This is a genomic window from Leucobacter aridicollis (assembly GCF_024399335.1).
In the GTDB taxonomy this organism is placed as follows: domain Bacteria; phylum Actinomycetota; class Actinomycetes; order Actinomycetales; family Microbacteriaceae; genus Leucobacter; species Leucobacter aridicollis_A.
This window is the reverse complement of record NZ_CP075339.1, coordinates 638,649-654,325: the sequence shown is the minus strand read 5'-3', so window position 1 is coordinate 654,325 and position 15,677 is coordinate 638,649. Positions and strand designations below refer to the sequence as shown.

Genomic DNA, 15,677 nt, shown 5'->3' with positions numbered 1-15,677 from the left:
GCCGGCTCCCGCTTGCGCTACCCGATCTTCGCCACCGCGCGAATCGGCGAGCCGTCGACCCCCGCGAGCCGAAGCGGCAGGAGCGAGAGCTCCACGGCGTCGGGGATAGTGGCGAGTCCTCTGAGGTTTTCGACGAGAACGCCGACGCGCCCGAGCCAATACTCATGCACCGGCATCCCCTGTTCCGGCTGCGCGGTCGGGTCCGGGCTCAGCGTGTCAAGCGCAAGCACTCGGGCGCCGCGACTCCAGAGCGTCTGTGCGAGCTCATGGGTGACGACCGGGTGGCGCAGGGCCTCGGCTGTGCCGAAGTGAGCGTCCCACCCAGTCGCGATACAGACGATCCCTGGCAGCGTCGCGGGGATCGTGAGATCGGTAGGGCGTATCCGCTGCTCCGCTGCCACCTCGGCGCGCAGCACCAGGGCTTCGCCAACAAGACAATCAAGCGGGATCGCGTCGACCGTGCGCCCGCCGGGGATCGCATGCGACGGCGCGTCAAGATGTGTGCCAGCGTGCGAGCCCATGCTGAGCCGCTCGACGGCAACGCCGTCGTTCGCGACCGTGAGAGCGCTCGCGAACTGCACCTCAGGATCCCCCGGATACACGGGCATCCCGGTGCTCACCGGGTGGCTGAGGTCTACGTAGGTCGCCATGCTCGCCTCTCGAGTCCACGGGTTCGGATTGGGCCGGGGCGGTTCCCGCGCCCGCCCACCTCAACAGTAGACCGGCAAGCTCAGCGACAACGCACCAACGACGCAGCGCAGGGCCCCCGAGATCACTCGAGGGCCCTGCGCTGAAGTGGGGCGACCCCTAGTCGCGGGCTGCCATCGCGCTGACGAGCTCGTACACGACGTGGCTCGCCGCGACAGCGGTGATCTGCGCGTGGTCGTAGGCCGGCGCGACCTCAACGACGTCGGCGCCCACGATGTGCAGGTCCGCGAGGCCGCGGATGAGGCGAAGCATCTCGCGGCTCGTGAGGCCACCGGCCTCGGGGGTGCCTGTGCCAGGCGCGTGCGCGGGATCGAGCACGTCGATGTCGATCGAGATGTAGAGTGGCTTGTCGCCGACGCGCTTCCGGATCTTCTCGAGGGCGGCGGGCACGCCGTTCTCTTCGATGAACTCGCTCGTGACGATCTGGAAGCCGAGCATTGCGTCGTCTTCGAGATCCTGCTTACCGTAGAGCGGGCCACGGGTTCCGCCGTGCATCGACGCCGTCATGTCGATAAGGCCCTCCTCTGACGCGCGGCGGAACGGGGTGCCGTGCGTTGTCGGGGCGCCGAAGTAGGTGTCCCACGTGTCGAGGTGCGCATCGAAGTGGAGCACTGCGACCGGGCCGTGCTTCTTGTTGATTGCGCGCAGCAGCGGGAGCGCGATCGTGTGGTCGCCGCCGATCGTGACGATCTTGTCGACCTTCTCGCCGAGCTCGGTCGCCGCGGCCTCGACCTGGTCGACTGCCTCGTCGAGGTTGAACGGGTTCGCCACGATGTCGCCGGCGTCAACAACCTGCTTCACGTAAAACGGCGAGACATCCTGCGCGGGGTTGTAGGGGCGCAGGAGGCGCGACGCCTCGCGCACGTGCGACGGGCCGAAACGCGCGCCCGGGCGGAAGCTCACGCCGGTGTCAAAGGGGACGCCGACGACGGCGATATCGGCCGCAGGCACGTCTTCGATGCGGGGCAGCTTGGCGAACGTGGCGATCCCGGCGTAGCGGGGGGTCAGACTCGCGTCGACCGGGCCCTGCGGTGTGTGCTCAGACATTGGTTCCCTTCCAGTCTTGTTGCCTAATAGTAAACTCTTGAATACTATTGGTGAACTTGAGACCAGCATAGACTGGGAACGCTGGAGCGTCAACGCGCTCACAATTCCCTGACGAAAGAGGCCACGTCGTGCGACCGATCCATCCCACAGCGGCCGAAACTCAGGTGCAGATCGGCGCGAAACTTCGCAGCTCGCGCCAGGCCCAGGGGCTCACGCTTGAGCAGCTTGCTGCGGCCTCGGATCTCACCAAGGGATTCATTAGCCGCATCGAGCGCGACGAGACGATGCCGAGCGTGCCGACACTCGTGCAACTCTGCCAGGCCCTATCGCTGCCGATCGGGTCGCTCTTCGAGGAGCCTGATGTGCAGCTCGTTGGACTCGCAGATGCTCCGCGAATCAACATGGGCGGTATCGGAGCCGACGAGCGACTCGTCACCCCCCGCGCAGAAGAGCGCGTGCAGGTGCTCCGTTCGAGCGTCGAGCCAGGGGGCTCAGGTGGCGACGAGCTCTACACCGTCAGCTGCGACGTCGAATCACTCCACGTCGTCGCGGGCGAGGTGGGCGTGCAGTTTGCTGACCGCGAGGTCACCCTCGCCCCCGGCGACACCCTCACCTTCCCGGGCCGCACGCCGCACACCTGGCGGGCTGGCGAGGCGGGCGCCGAGATCGTGTGGATCCTCGTGCCCGCCGCCTGGAGCGGCTCGCGCTAGTCCGCGCTCGGGTCTGCCGGGAACAGGATCACGCTTCGCGTGCGCTCGCCGCGGCGCATCGCATCGAACGCGTCATTGACCTCGTCCAACGAGACCCTCGAGCTCACCAGCTCGTCGAGCGGCAGCTCGCCAGCCAGATAGGCGGCGGCAACCCTCGGAAAGTCCCGAGCAGGCACAAGCCCCCCGTAATTTGAGCCGATGATTGTCTTCCCGTCGTAGGCGAGCTGCAACGCATCAAGCTCGAGCGTCTGCCCCTCGGGCGGCAACCCAACGAACACGGCTCGCCCGCCGGGGCGGATGAGGGCAGGAAGCTGCGCCATTGTCTGGATGCGGCCGATCGCTTCGAACGCAACGTCGGCGCCACCCTGGGTGAGCGCCGCAACTTCCGCGGCGAGGTTCGACCCCCCGATGAGGCCGTGCGATGCTCCAACACGAGCGGCCTCAGCAAGCTTCTCCTGGGTCACGTCGACCGCGATGATCGGGTGAGCTCCCGCCAGCCGGAGGGCCGAGATAATCGAGAGACCAACCCCGCCTGCCCCAACAACCACAGCAGCTTCGCCAGCCACTACCCTGGCATTGTTGACCACCGCACCGTAGCCCGTGCCCACCGAGCATCCGATGAGGCTCGCGATGTCGAACGGGACACGCTCGTCGACCTTGATCGCGGCGAAATCAGGCACCACAACATGATCGCTCATCGCCCCGACCGCGAGGTAGGGCCAAGCCTCAGCACCGTCGAGCGTCCGCCAACGTGTGGTGCCGTCTGGCAGTTGAGAATCGTTCGACTTCACGCGCATGCACGCCCACGGCTTCCCTCCGGCGCACTCGGCGCATCGTTGGCATGCTTGGTGCCAAGCGATAATGACGTGGTCTCCCACGGCAAGCTCGCGCACGCCCTGGCCGATCGCTTCGACGACGCCGGCCGCCTCATGCCCCATGACCGCGGGCAGCGGCACATTCCATTCGCCGTCGATGACGTGACGGTCCGAGCCACACACCCCCGCCGCGCGCACAGCGATCCGCACTTCCCCGTGCCCGGGAGGATCGAGAGTAAGTGTCTCGACAGCGAGCCTGTCGCCACTATCTGCGTGAAATACAGCCGAGCGAACCCTCCGCGATTCAGCCATGATTACTTCCTTCCGGCGGCCGCAAAGGTATCGGTTCCCCCATACGCACCGCGGCCGCGGCGCACATACAAGAGCCGGTTCAACACGAGATAACTCCCCATCGCAATCAGCACGGCAGGGACCGTCGCTGTCGCGAACCGAAAGAGTGGCTGCGTTTCGAGCGTGATTGGGTTGTAGACCCAGAGGTAGAACGCGGAGGCGATAATCACCGCAGCGATGGCCGCGATGTTGACGCCGCTGCTAAAGCGCAGCGGGTCCTGCCTGCCACTCGCATAGAGCGCCCGAAGCGGAACAACCTGGCGCCGCAGGATGAAGTAGTCGGCAATGATCACGCCGCAAATCGCCGCGATGAATGCACCGCTCACCACGACGAAGGTCATGAACTGCTCGTACATGAACCCCGGAAAGAAGCTCAGCACGGCCGGCAGGGCGAGGAAGCCTCCTGCGAGCACAGGCCAGCGCAGGCGCGAGAGCGCCCTACCACTCGATTGCTTCACGGCGAGGACTGTCGAGTACGCGATAGAGGCCATGCTCGTGACGTTCGCAAACCCGACAAACAGGAGCGTGAGAACACCCAGAACGGGCCCTCCGAGCGGCACCATCCACGAGGTCGGGTCGGCCTGCCCGAACAGCAGTCCCGCGGCCATGCCGACAAGCTGCGCAACGACGGTACCAATGAAGATGCCACCGTATGCGGGCCATACCGCTGCACGCGGGCCCCGCGTGAGCCGAGCCAGGGTGCCCATGACAGGCCACCACGATAGGCCAGCTCCAAGATTGAACTCGACCGCCATCATGAAGTTCAGCTGCTCGTCCGCGAACGGCGCGATGGGCTCTGCGGCCAACAGATCGCCCCAGCTGTAGTGGGTCATCAACAGCACCATCATGAGCGCCACAACGATGAGTAGGCCCGGCGCGACGAACCTGTTGAGCTTACTGATCGTGACTGGCCCTCGCGACAGAATGATCCAGCCGATGAAGATCGCAAGCAGCGCGAACACCGTGACGAGGGGGCCAAACTGCGCAAATTCGGTGCCGAAGGCCTGGTTTGAGATCTCTGAGAAAGCGCGACCAAACATCACGCCAAGAAGCGACGTCCAGCCCATTTCGGTCAGCAGCACGACAACGAAGACGACGATGCCGACTCCAATGACACCGAAGACCGACTTCAGAACCTTGTACTGCTCAATGCCGAGCCGTTGACTAAACAGCACACTCCCAAGGACCATGATTGCGAGACCGATGCTGTTGCCGATGAGCATGGCCGCGATGCCGTCGGTGAACCCGACGAGAAGCACCGTCGATCCGCCTGTGAGGAAGGCCCAGGTTGCAATCGCGAGACTCAACGTGACCCAGCTAAAGTCCCCGCCACTCCACGTGCGCTCGTGCTTCAGGAGCGGGAGGGAGCCGTACACCGCCTCCTTCGCGATATCCGCGTCGACGCCAGCCCGCGCGCGCTTGTCACGCACCGAGCTCACAGCAGGACCATCGCAATCGAGACCGCGACGATAGCTGCTGCGACCGTGAGGAAGAGCGCCAGACTCTTGCCGCTCATTGCGGCGTGCACGGAATCTGCCGCCTCATCTGTTTCGAGGATGGCGAGGCGACGCTCGACTTCCGCATCCAGTTCAATAAATTCAGACATTTGGGTCTGACCTCCTTGTGAGTCCCGGTCGTACACCTTCGTAAGTCGGAGAAAGCCTAAGTCCGTCGTGGAAGCGCGCGCAAACGCATTTACACCTGAGAAAGTCCTTTCGTGCGCAAACGCACGGAATCGGTGCAAAATAGCGTCAGCATCTTCGATTAGCATGCTTTGTGGTGCGCAAAATTTGTACCCAGTCCGATGAATTTGGAGGCCACACGTGGAACCGAAACAGGCTACCGATGGCCTCAGGACGAAGGTGCTGGATGAGCTTCGCGAGAACGGCCGGGCCAGCTACGCCCAGATTGCGGCCAAACACGGAAGCACGAGACGCCAGGTGACCCACATAGTCCAGTCGGCGCTCGAACACGACGAACTACGCATCACTGTGTCAATCAGCCCAGACCTCTTGAGCCTCGAACGTTTTGCATACGTTCAGATTGCCCTCGATGGCCCGATCACCGCCGCACGGGAGGCGGTCGTCGCAATGCCCGAAACCACGTTCGTCGCAGAGATCACCGGAAGCTACGGGCTCGATGCCGAGATTCGCACCGGGGCCGACCCCCACCTGCGGGAGACGATCGACCGGATTCGTCAGCTGCCCCACGTTCGTGAGCTTCGAGTGCACCACTACGACAGCATCGAAATAAACCTGCACTCACCAATTCGCACCGGTGGAACTGGGTTCGTCCTCGACGACGCCGATCGCGCCATCATCCGGCACCTTCAGCAGGACGGTCGCGCGACATTTCGTGAGCTCGCGGCGGCAGCCGGAATCTCCGCGAGTGGAGCTCGCCTCCGCCTCACGCGCCTGACTCGTCACGGGGCCGTAAAGGTCGTGGGGATCCCTGTTCGAGGCAGTCATTCCGCGGCCGTCACCGTCGGGGCAGGGATTCAGGTGCGCGGCCCGCTCGAGGCCGCCCTCACATGCGTGAAGGACTTACGCCCCGAGTTTCTCGCCGTGGCATCTGGAGGCTACGATCTCATCGCGACGCTCTCAGGATCCTCCAACGACGAGATCCTTGGACTCGCCGACGCACTCCGTTCACGCCCCGAGATCTCCAGGGTGGACACCTGGGCCAACCTGCGGATGCACAAGGAACAGTACGGCGAGGGAGACCGCCTCACTGCGGCGTTCGGAACGCACTAAGCGGGGATCTGGAGGCCGCCCACGGGACTCAGCTATTCCGCCGGGAGGGTCTCAGCGAGCACTCGGATCGTGTTGCCGCCCATGATCGCGTGAATGTCATCATCGTCGTAGCCGCGATTCATGAGTTCTTGCGTGATGATCGCAAGGTGGCTCGTATCCCAGGCAACCTCGGTAGACCCGTCGTAGTCGCTGCCAAGGGCCGCGGTCTCGATCCCGCCAATCTTCACGACGTGGTCGATCGCGTCAACCACAGCCTGCGGTGTGAGTTCACACACAGCCGCGTCCCAGTACCCCACTCCGATCACGCCGCCAGTCTTCGCGACACCGCGGATCTCGTCGTCCGTGAGGTTTCGGTTCACGTCGCATGTCGCCTGAACTCCGCCGTGGCTTGCGACGACTGGCTTCTTGGCGCTCTCGAGCACCTCGGCGATTGTCTGGTGGCTGGCATGGGCAATATCGACAACGATTCCAAGGTCTTCCATCTTTGAAATTGCCTCGCGGCCCAGTTCTGTGAGCCCTCCCTTACCGACGCCGTGCATCGAGTCGGCAAGCTCGTTGTCGAAGAAATGAGTCAGGCCCGCCATCCGCATCCCGTCTGCATACAGCACGTCAAGGTTCGCAATGTCGCCCTCGAGGTTTTGCAGCCCCTCGACCGAGAACAGCGCCCCGATCACAGGACTCCCCTCAGACCTATCGACGAGCAGCTGCTCGAGCTCGGCGCGCGTGGTGATCACGCGCAGCGCACCGCCGGAGGCTTCAGCGTCTCTCGCGAGCTTCGCCGCGTGGTAGCGCGACCGTTCGAGCAGCGAGAACCAGGTCTTTGGTGGCTGCAGCTGCGCGAACGACAGCAGCGTGATGTTGTCGGTGTCGCCTGTGTTCGAGTCGTAGTTCTGCCCCTTGGGAGACTTCGATACCGATGAGAAGACCTGCAGGGCGACGTTGCCCTCGGCGAGCCTGGGAACGTCGACGTGGCCACGATCAGCACGGGTGTTCAGTGATCGATCCCACATGAGCGTGTCTGAATGCATGTCTGCGACCGCAAGCTTCGAGTGCAAGGCGGCGGCTTCAGCAGACACCTCAGGGATCGGGTCACCGGTGATCTCGTTCATGCTCCGCTCGGCGATCGCAGGGGCAAGCGCGAAGAACGCGGTCAGCGCGAGTGCAAGCACGAGAACGGTTCCGATAATGGTTCGCCGAACCCAGCGACGACGGTGTCGAGTTGTCATAGCGCCAGAGATTAGCAGCGTGCTGCGGGCCGCCCGCAACGCTTTGCGCATTACCCACAAATCAACCCGCGGTCGCTGTGCAATCTCTGTGCGGCCTTGAGCCGGGCGAGGCGTATCGCCACCCAATCGCCAACCTCATTCAGCCGGCCGCCAACGCCTTCCACACGAACACGGGCCGGGGAGGATCACTGATTCTGGCGATCCTCCCCGGCCCGTGTATGCACTGCCGAGCGCTACGCGCGTACCGCCGCGAGCGTCTTCTTGCCGCGGCGCAACACCGCGAACTTGCCGTGCAGTAGATCGGCTGCGGCGAGCGCGGCCTCATCAGACTCAACCTTCGCGTTGTTCACGTACACGCCACCCTGCGCGATCGCGCGGCGTGCCTCGCCAAGGCTCTTCACGAGCCCGGTATCGACGAGCAGCTGCGCGATGCTCGCGCCGGCGGCGCCCGAGGCAGAAGGCAGCTCAGCCACCGCGCCCGCAAGCGAGACCTCGTCAAGATCAGAAAGCTCGCCCTGGCCGAACAGCGCCGCGGAAGCGTCGATTGCCCCCTGCGTCGCCTTCGCGCCGTGCACGAGGGTCGTGACCTCGAGCGCGAGGCGCTTCTGCGCGGCGCGCTTGAAGGGCTCCTCGGCGACCTGGGCCGCGTAGTCTTCGATCTCGGCGCGCGTGAGGAACGTGAACACCTTCAGGCGATCCACGACGTCAGCATCGGCCTGGTTCAGCCAGAACTGGTAGAACGCGTACGGCGAGCACATCTCTGGGTTCAGCCAGATCGCATTGCCCTCGCTCTTACCGAACTTCGTGCCGTCGGCGTTCGTGATGAGCGGCGTGCCGATCGCGTGCACGGTTGCGCCCTCGGCCTTGCGGATGAGCTCGGTTCCGCTCGTCAGGTTGCCCCACTGATCTGAGCCACCCGATTGCAGTTTGCAGTCGTACTGGCGGTACAGCTCAAGGTAGTCGAGCCCCTGCAGAATCTGGTAGCTGAACTCGGTGTAGCTGATGCCCTCATCTGAGTCGAGGCGCTTCGCCACGATGTCTTTCTTGATCATCGTGCCGACGCGGAAGTACTTGCCGATCTCACGCAGGAAATCGATCGCGCTGAGCGGCGCCGTCCAATCGAGGTTGTTGACGAGACGCGCGGCGTTGTCGCCCTCGAAGCTCAGGTACTTCGAAACCTGCTCGCCGAGCGAATCAACCCACTGCGCGACAGTCTCGCGCGAGTTCAGGGTGCGCTCGCTCGTGGGGCGCGGATCGCCGATAAGACCCGTGGATCCCCCGACGAGGCCGAGCGGCTTGTGCCCCTTCAGCTGGAGGCGGCGCATGAGCAGCAACTGCACCAAGTGGCCGAGGTGCAGGCTCGACGCTGTCGGGTCGAACCCGCAGTAATACGCGAACGGCTCACCCTCGAGCAACTCGGACAGCGCTTCGCCGTCCGTGGAAACGTGGATCAGCCCGCGCCACTCGAGCTCCGCCCACAGGGTGGGGAAGCTGTCGTCGATGCGCTGGTTGGCCATGAGCTCGGTGCGTTCGTTCAATTCAGACACGCCTCGCAGTTTACCTCGTTTGCCGATCGAGTCGGGCACCGGTCTGGCCCCGCGGTACCGGGCAGGCGGGTACCCAAGTACCATCGTCCGGCACCGCGGGCCGATCCCTCCGGGCCTGCCCCGCGGAAGCATGGAACCATGACACACGTGATCCTGCAGGCGGACAGCCTCACACAGCAATACGGCAGCACTCGCGCCCTCGATTCCCTCTCGCTCGGGATCGTAGAAGGTACGTCCACAGCGATCATGGGCGCCTCCGGCTCAGGGAAGACGACGCTGCTTCACATGCTCGCCGGCATCCTCACCCCGGGATCGGGCACCGTGACGTACGCGGGGAAGCCGATCAGCGGCCTTCCCGATTCTGAACGCAGCAGGCTTCGGCGAGAGCAGTTCGGCTTCGTGTTCCAACAGGGGCTCCTCATCCCCGAGCTGACTGCAGTCGAGAACGTCGCGCTCGCTCCCATGCTCAATGGCGCGAAGAAGAGCGACGCTATCGGGCCGGCGGCGCAGTGGCTGCAGGCGCTCGGGCTCGCCGGAATGGAAGAACGCCGGATCGGTCAACTCTCAGGAGGCCAAGCTCAGCGCGTCGCGATCGCGCGCGCGCAAGTGACTGGCGCCCGGGTGATATTCGCCGACGAGCCGACAGGGGCGCTCGACTCGAACACGTCCCAAGAGGTGATGACAGCGCTACTCTCGAGCACCTCTGGCAACGGCCGCACACTCGTCGTTGTGACGCACGACCCCGGCGTCGCGGCTCGGTGCCAGCGCGTTGTCACGCTGTCTGACGGTCGTATCGTCGCAGACACCGCGCACGCGCAGGGATCGAACGGAACCCAGTCATGATTCTTCGAGTTCTTCCGCTGCTCTCGCGCCCAAGCAGGCAGGGTGCCGCCGGGCTGCTGCTTCCAGGCATCGCCTTTGCGAGCGTAACTGCCCTTCTTGCAATCGTCATCGGCGGTGCCCAGTCGTTCTGGGTATTCGACGATGAGCTTGCATACCTCTACGGGTTCCTGGCGGGCCTCGCGCTCGCCCTCATGGTTCCGCCACTGATCTCGCTCGGTTCGGCGGCTGCGAGGCTTTCGGCGCGACGTCGCGACGACCGTTTGGCAGTGCTCCGCTTGCTCGGCGCGACCGGGCGAAGCACTGCTGGGCTCGCGATCTTCGAATCCGCTGCGGTCGCGTGTGTGGGTGCAGTGGCGGGAGTCCTGCTCGCGTACGCGCTCTCACCCCTCATCGGCCTCATTCATTTCCGCGGGGCAGCGATCGGGGCAGCGCAGGCCGCACTCCCGCTCGGGTGGGCGGCACTGCTGGTGCTCGCTGTCGTCGCCATCGCCGCGCTCAGCGCAATGGTCGGGCTCCGCAAGGTCATCATCTCGCCCCTTGGGGTCGCGATGAAGCAGTCGGCACCGAAAATGCCGTGGGTGCAGGCGATCGTCGCAATCGCTGGAATCATCGTCGCGGTTCTGACAGTGTCGGCACTCACTCAGGCCGACGGCGATGCTGGTCTCGCGGTTGTCCTTATCGGTTTTCTTGTCGCTTTCGCTGTCGCCCTACTCGCGATCGACCTCATTGGGGCGTGGGTGCTCTCGCTCTTCGGTAGGGCACGTCTGCGTCGCGCGCAATCGCCTGTCGACCTCATCTCAGCGCGCCTCGTCCTTGAGTCTCCACGGGCCGCCTGGCGGCAGGTCTCTGGAGTGGCGATGTCGAGCTTCATGGCTGTCTTCGCAGGATCGGGCATCGCGCTTCTCGGCCAGGCTTCTGGCGCCGAGGCTGAGCTCACCGGCCCTGAGCAGTTTCTCATGAGCGATATGCGCACGGGCCTCGCGATCGTCGTCATCGGCACTTTCGTGATGGTCGCATGCTCGGTGGGGGTGAACCAGGCCGCGCAGATCCTTGACCGCCGTGATGTTCATCGGTCGCTTGCGATCATGGGCACCCCGTTGTCTGTGCAGGACGGAGCACGGCGCAAGGCAGCTACTCTGCCGCTCGCTGTCGCTTCGATAGGCTCGGCGACGATCGCAGCGGTGCTCCTGTTCCCGATTCTGGGTGCTGCGCTCATTTTCGCCCCGTTGTCACTCCTCACGATGCTTTCGATGATCATGTTCGGCTACCTCATCGTGCTCGGGGCGCTCTTCGGGACTCGTCCACTGCTTCGAGACTCGGCACGCGTCGAAGCGGGGGATGGTCACCGCGAGTAGTCCTTTCCCGCGCTCCACTCTCTGGCGGAGCGCGGGAAAGGCTTGCGTCTTCGGAGAGTGGCACCGTGTGCGCCTCTGGCGCTCAGGCCTTTTTGAGTCGGGAACTACTCTCGCCGCCCTGATCGGGATTTTGACCGTGCGACTCGTGTCGCAGTTCAGCAATACGCACAGACATGCTGTCGCGCAGTCGTTCCATACTCTCGTACACTCCGTCGACCCGAACGTTCGCCGAGTCAAAGCGAGTCTCGAGCCTCGCCCGCAGGTCATCGTTGCGCGCGAGCGCTTCCGCCGCACCCGCGTCGATCCGTTCCCGCAGAGTGTCGAAGCGCCCCTCAACCAAGGCTCCGAACGCAGCTGCCCGGTCGTCTGTCCGATCGAGTCGAACGTCGAGCCTGTCAAAACGGGCATCCACGGCGTCAAAGCGGACGTCCACACTGCCAAAGCGGACGTCCACACTGTCAAAGCGGGCCTCCACACTGTCAAAGCGGGCCTCCATCACAGCTGTCGTGCGGGCGAGTCCTTCCTCCAGCTGCTCGAAGTGGTCCGCCGATCTTGCTTCGTTTTTGTCGGACCGCGAATCCATCTTGTCGAACCGTTTGTCCATCCGATCGAGTCGCGCTTCGACACTGTCAATTCGGGCACCGAGCGTTACCTTCGTGTCCCGCGTGCTCCACAGCACGACCGAGATAATCGCGGCTACGCTCGCAAGCGCTGCCAAAAGCTCGAAAAGTCCCACACTCCACCACCTCTCTACTCATCAGCCGTCGCCTAAGTGGTTCCACACTACGTCGGTATCCGGCGCATCGGTGGGAAACGATGGAATCTGTGGACAAAGGACCAGCCGGCACGAAAAAACCGGCCTGTGCGCGAAGGTGCACAGGCCGGTTCTCAGCGGCTCCCCGATGGGGCGGTGGTCAGTTAAGCGCCAAACTCCTGCAGCCGGTCAGCAAGCACCGCGAGCTGCTCGGTTACGCGCACCTGCGCTGTTCCGCCCGCCCCAACTCGAGAATTCACAGACCCCTCGATCGTGAGCACATCGCGCACGCCAGGCAGCAAGTGCTCCGACACTGTCAGCAGCTCGTCGTCGCTTGGCTCGTGCAGTTCCAGCCCACGCTCCTCGCAGTACCTGACGAGTTCGCCTGAGATCTCATGTGCGTCACGGAAGATCACGCCCTGCTTCACCAGCCACTCGGCTACGTCAGTTGCAAGCGAGAAGCCCTGCGGGGCAAGCTCGGCCATGCGATCAGTGTCGAAACGCATCGTCGCGACCATGCCTGTGAAAGCTGGCAGCAACACCTCAAGCTGCTCGACCGAATCGAAGACTGGCTCCTTGTCTTCCTGCAGGTCGCGGTTGTAAGCGAGCGGCATCGCCTTGAGCGTCGCAAGCAGGCCGGTGAGGTTACCGATCAGGCGCCCCGACTTGCCGCGCGCGAGCTCTGCAATGTCTGGGTTCTTCTTCTGCGGCATGATGCTCGACCCCGTCGAGTAGCCATCGTGCAAACGAACGAAGCCGAATTCCTTCGTGTTCCAGAGGATGATCTCTTCGCTCAGCCGTGACAGGTCGATCCCAATCTGCGCCGTGATAAACGCGAACTCGGCGACGACGTCGCGCGCCGCGGTGCCATCGATCGAGTTCTCGAGCGGGTCACCGAGGCCAAGCTCTGTTGCGACGAGGCGCGGATCCAGACCGAGTGACGAGCCAGCGAGTGCGCCGCCCCCGTACGGCGATGCGCTCGCCCGCCGCGACCAGTCGCGCAGCCGCTCAAGGTCGCGCACGAGCGGCCACGCGTGTGCTGCGAGCTGATGCGCGAGCAGCACCGGCTGTGCGTGCTGCAGGTGCGTACGCCCGGGCAGGATCGCGCCCTCGTGCGCCACCGCCTGCGCGTGAATGGCACCCGCGAGTTCGACGAGCATCCCGCTGATAACGGCGGCGTGATCAAGCAGGTACATGCGCACCAGAGTCGCGATCTGGTCGTTGCGACTGCGGCCAGCGCGAAGCTTGCCGCCCAGCTGAACGCCAGTGATCTCAATGAGGCCTCGCTCGAGCGCGGAGTGCACGTCCTCGTCGGCCTCAGCGGCGACAAAGCGGCCGTCAGCAACACGAGCCGAGAGCTCGTCGAGAGCGGCACGCATGTCTGCGAGTTCAGTAGCCGACAGGTAGCCGGCTGCGGCGAGCGCGCTCGCGTGCGCCTTCGACCCACGGATGTCGTACTGCGCGAGCACCCAGTCGAACTGTGTCGATTTGCTGAGCTTCAAAAGCTCAGGCGACGGGCCGCTCGCGAATCGTCCACCCCACAGGGCACCGTCTTCCGCAGCGCGGTTCGTATTCTCAGTCACTTGCTCTCCTTCAGCAGCCAAGCCATCAGCGCCTTCTGCGCATGCAATCTGTTCTCTGCCTCGTCCCAGACGACGCTCTGTGGGCCATCAATAACCTCAGGCGCGACCTCGTACTCCCGGTAGGCGGGGAGGCAGTGCAGGAAGATAGCGTCCGCCTTCGCTTCCGCCATGAGTTCGGCGGTGACGCGATACGAGCCAAAGGTTTCGATGCGCTCGGCCTTCTCGGCCTCCTGTCCCATAGACACCCAGGTGTCTGTGATGACGGCGTCTGCGCCTGCGACTGCCGCTGCCGGGTCGGTCAAGACTGTGACGCTGCCACCGGTCTCAGCCGCGATCTTCTCGGCGTCAGCAATGATGTCAGCTCGGGGGTGGAAGCCAGCGGGGCCCGCCACCCGGATGTGCATGCCCGCGGTCGCGAACCCGAGTAGGTAGGAGTGACCCATATTGTTTGCGGCGTCACCGAGGTACGTTGCGGTGAGGCCCTGCAGGTCGCCCTTCTGTTCGCGGATCGTCTGCAGGTCGGCCAAGATCTGGCACGGGTGAAAGTCGTCAGACAGCGAGTTGATGACGGGAACGGTCGCGTTCTCAGCCATCTCCTCGAGACCGGCATGCGCGTGCGTTCGCCAGACGATGAGCGACACCATCCGCGACAGCACCTTCGCGGTGTCAGAGATCGACTCCTTCGCGCCGAGCTGTGCTTCGCCAGGATTCACAATGATCGGATTGCCACCAAGGTCTGCGACGCCCGCCGCAAAGCTGAAGCGGGTACGGGTCGACGTCTTGTCGAAGAAGATCGCGGCAGACTGCGGCCCCTCGAGGGGTCGCTCCGAGAATCGGTCCTGCTTCATTCGCGCAGCGAGGTCGAGCACCTCGCGCTGCTCGGATGGGCTCAGGTCGTCGTCTCTCAGAAAGTGCCTAGTCACCCGCCCAGCTTACTCGCCCGCCCCCGGCACGGCGGAACGGGCCGGGTGGCCCTTCTCTGGCCGCGCGGGCGCTATGGGAGAATCGGGGCCATGTCTGTCCCCCGCCTTGTCGCATTCGATCTCGACGATACGCTCGCCCCTTCAAAGTCCCCGGTCCCGCAACGCATGCTTGACGCATTCGCCCGTCTGCTTGAGCAGACAACGGTCGCGGTCATCTCCGGCGGCAACTTCGAGCAGTTCGAGTCGCAGCTCGTCTCTCAGCTCGACGGCCTGGAGTCCGTGTCCGAAGCGGCGCTCGAGCGGCTACACCTCCTACCAACGTGCGGGACGAGATACGAGCGGCGCGAAGCCGGGGCGTGGCGCACCGTGTACCGCGAGCATCTCACCGAGGAGGAGCGTGACGGGGCGCTCGCTGCCCTTCGCGAGGAAGCTGGGCGGCTCGGCCTCTGGGAGGCGGAGCCGTGGGGCGAGATCCTTGAGGATCGCGGATCCCAGGTCACATTCTCCGCTCTCGGCCAGCGTGCCCCCGTCGACGCCAAGCACGCATGGGACCCAACGGGCGAGAAGAAGAACACTCTGCGAGCGGCGGTCGCCGAGCGGCTCCCTGGCCTCGAAGTGCGCAGCGGCGGATCGACCTCAGTTGACATCACCCGGCGAGGGATCGACAAGGCCTACGGCATGCGCAAGCTTGAACAGCACACGGGCATTCCGCTTGACGACATGCTCTTTGTCGGCGACAGGCTGGATCCCGACGGCAATGACTACCCGGTGAAGGCCATGGGTGTGAAGTGTCACGCGGTCACTGGGTGGGAAGACACCGCAGACTTCATTGAGGCGCTGCTCGACGCGTAGGCGGTGTGGGGGCCGGCCAGAGGCCTCTCACACGCCAGGCCCTGCCACACACCTGTGCACAACCGAGCCGCGCCGATCCCGACCCAGCCCAGCCCAGCCCGCCCCAGCCCGGCCGAACCCAGGCCCGCCCAGCACGAACATCTGATATCTGCAGTAGACATGGAGAACCTGCAACGTCTCAGCATTTCTCCTGCAGATCACAGGCACACG

At 64.5% G+C, this 15,677-nt stretch carries 15 protein-coding genes; 5 read left to right on the top strand and 10 right to left on the bottom strand.

Translation table 11 applies throughout. From position 1 onward, the window contains the following. Positions 1-17 precede the first annotated feature (17 nt). Together KI794_RS02820 and speB are read right to left on the bottom strand one after the other, a co-directional pair. Positions 18-650: a cyclase family protein gene (locus KI794_RS02820; protein ID WP_255809057.1), complete on the bottom strand. Its 633-nt coding sequence runs from the start codon at positions 648-650 to the stop codon at positions 18-20. 157 nt (positions 651-807) lie between these two features. Beyond that, positions 808-1,755, bottom strand: a complete 948-nt coding sequence (gene speB, locus KI794_RS02815; RefSeq protein WP_119282026.1) for an agmatinase — start codon at positions 1,753-1,755, stop codon at positions 808-810. A 128-nt stretch (positions 1,756-1,883) separates the two neighbouring features. Between speB and KI794_RS02810 the strand changes: the two genes are divergently transcribed. Then, complete coding sequence (locus KI794_RS02810) at positions 1,884-2,465, top strand: helix-turn-helix domain-containing protein (protein WP_255809056.1); 582 nt, start codon at positions 1,884-1,886, stop codon at positions 2,463-2,465. Here the strand turns inward: KI794_RS02810 and KI794_RS02805 are convergent. Genes KI794_RS02805 through KI794_RS02795 form a run of 3 tightly spaced genes read right to left on the bottom strand, consistent with a single transcriptional unit; the run spans position 2,462 to position 5,237 of the window. Then, on the bottom strand, positions 2,462-3,592 hold the full coding sequence (locus tag KI794_RS02805; protein WP_255809055.1) for an alcohol dehydrogenase catalytic domain-containing protein: 1,131 nt from the start codon (positions 3,590-3,592) through the stop codon (positions 2,462-2,464). The genes KI794_RS02810 and KI794_RS02805 overlap by 4 nt on opposite strands. A gap of 2 nt (positions 3,593-3,594) precedes the next feature. After that, positions 3,595-5,070, bottom strand: a complete 1,476-nt coding sequence (locus tag KI794_RS02800; protein ID WP_255809054.1) for a purine-cytosine permease family protein — start codon at positions 5,068-5,070, stop codon at positions 3,595-3,597. Continuing rightward, positions 5,067-5,237: a hypothetical protein gene (locus KI794_RS02795; RefSeq protein WP_255809053.1), complete on the bottom strand. Its 171-nt coding sequence runs from the start codon at positions 5,235-5,237 to the stop codon at positions 5,067-5,069. The genes KI794_RS02800 and KI794_RS02795 overlap by 4 nt, the downstream gene beginning before the upstream one ends. A 217-nt stretch (positions 5,238-5,454) precedes the next feature. Here KI794_RS02795 and KI794_RS02790 point away from each other — a divergent pair, with 217 nt between their 5' ends. Beyond that, the gene (locus tag KI794_RS02790) at positions 5,455-6,384 is read left to right on the top strand and encodes an Lrp/AsnC family transcriptional regulator (RefSeq protein ID WP_255809052.1); all 930 of its coding nucleotides are present in this window, start codon (positions 5,455-5,457) and stop codon (positions 6,382-6,384) included. A 32-nt stretch (positions 6,385-6,416) separates the two neighbouring features. On the opposite strand, the gene KI794_RS02785 is transcribed toward KI794_RS02790, so the two are convergent. Both KI794_RS02785 and tyrS read right to left on the bottom strand, forming a co-directional pair. After that, positions 6,417-7,610 carry a dipeptidase gene (locus KI794_RS02785; protein ID WP_255809051.1) on the bottom strand — a complete coding sequence of 398 codons (1,194 nt, stop codon included), beginning with the start codon at positions 7,608-7,610 and terminating at the stop codon, positions 6,417-6,419. A 233-nt stretch (positions 7,611-7,843) separates the two neighbouring features. Then, positions 7,844-9,127, bottom strand: coding sequence for a tyrosine--tRNA ligase (tyrS, locus tag KI794_RS02780; protein WP_255809722.1), 1,284 nt, complete (start codon positions 9,125-9,127; stop codon positions 7,844-7,846). Between the two features lie 168 nt (positions 9,128-9,295). Here tyrS and KI794_RS02775 point away from each other — a divergent pair, with 168 nt between their 5' ends. Both KI794_RS02775 and KI794_RS02770 read left to right on the top strand, forming a co-directional pair. Beyond that, positions 9,296-10,000 (top strand): ABC transporter ATP-binding protein, encoded by a 705-nt coding sequence (locus KI794_RS02775; RefSeq protein WP_119282021.1) that lies wholly within the window; start codon positions 9,296-9,298, stop codon positions 9,998-10,000. Then, a complete protein-coding gene (locus KI794_RS02770) occupies positions 9,997-11,355 on the top strand; it encodes an FtsX-like permease family protein (RefSeq protein WP_119282020.1) in 1,359 nt (452 codons plus the stop codon). The genes KI794_RS02775 and KI794_RS02770 overlap by 4 nt, the downstream gene beginning before the upstream one ends. Positions 11,356-11,437: 82 nt before the next feature. On the opposite strand, the gene KI794_RS02765 is transcribed toward KI794_RS02770, so the two are convergent. The 3 genes from KI794_RS02765 to argF form a co-directional block, all read right to left on the bottom strand. Next, positions 11,438-12,091: a hypothetical protein gene (locus KI794_RS02765; protein ID WP_119282019.1), complete on the bottom strand. Its 654-nt coding sequence runs from the start codon at positions 12,089-12,091 to the stop codon at positions 11,438-11,440. Between the two features lie 182 nt (positions 12,092-12,273). Further along, positions 12,274-13,692, bottom strand: a complete 1,419-nt coding sequence (gene argH / locus KI794_RS02760) for an argininosuccinate lyase (RefSeq protein ID WP_255809050.1) — start codon at positions 13,690-13,692, stop codon at positions 12,274-12,276. Further along, positions 13,689-14,615: an ornithine carbamoyltransferase gene (gene argF / locus KI794_RS02755; protein WP_119282017.1), complete on the bottom strand. Its 927-nt coding sequence runs from the start codon at positions 14,613-14,615 to the stop codon at positions 13,689-13,691. The genes argH and argF overlap by 4 nt, the downstream gene beginning before the upstream one ends. 90 nt (positions 14,616-14,705) lie before the next feature. Here argF and KI794_RS02750 point away from each other — a divergent pair, with 90 nt between their 5' ends. Further along, positions 14,706-15,467 carry an HAD-IIB family hydrolase gene (locus tag KI794_RS02750; RefSeq protein ID WP_255809049.1) on the top strand — a complete coding sequence of 254 codons (762 nt, stop codon included), beginning with the start codon at positions 14,706-14,708 and terminating at the stop codon, positions 15,465-15,467. Positions 15,468-15,677: the final 210 nt, after the last annotated feature.

Excerpts from the sequence above, each read along its gene's own strand:
- KI794_RS02750 (WP_255809049.1), top strand. The coding sequence starts at position 14,706 with ATGTCTGTCCCCCGCCTTGTCGCATTCGATCTCGACGATACGCTCGCC.
- KI794_RS02785 (WP_255809051.1), bottom strand. The coding sequence starts at position 7,610 with ATGACAACTCGACACCGTCGTCGCTGGGTTCGGCGAACCATTATCGGA.
- KI794_RS02805 (WP_255809055.1), bottom strand. The coding sequence starts at position 3,592 with ATGGCTGAATCGCGGAGGGTTCGCTCGGCTGTATTTCACGCAGATAGT.
- tyrS (WP_255809722.1), bottom strand. The coding sequence starts at position 9,127 with ATGGCCAACCAGCGCATCGACGACAGCTTCCCCACCCTGTGGGCGGAG.
- KI794_RS02820 (WP_255809057.1), bottom strand. The coding sequence starts at position 650 with ATGGCGACCTACGTAGACCTCAGCCACCCGGTGAGCACCGGGATGCCC.
- KI794_RS02775 (WP_119282021.1), top strand. The coding sequence starts at position 9,296 with ATGACACACGTGATCCTGCAGGCGGACAGCCTCACACAGCAATACGGC.
- KI794_RS02795 (WP_255809053.1), bottom strand. The coding sequence starts at position 5,237 with ATGTCTGAATTTATTGAACTGGATGCGGAAGTCGAGCGTCGCCTCGCC.
- KI794_RS02770 (WP_119282020.1), top strand. The coding sequence starts at position 9,997 with ATGATTCTTCGAGTTCTTCCGCTGCTCTCGCGCCCAAGCAGGCAGGGT.
- speB (WP_119282026.1), bottom strand. The coding sequence starts at position 1,755 with ATGTCTGAGCACACACCGCAGGGCCCGGTCGACGCGAGTCTGACCCCC.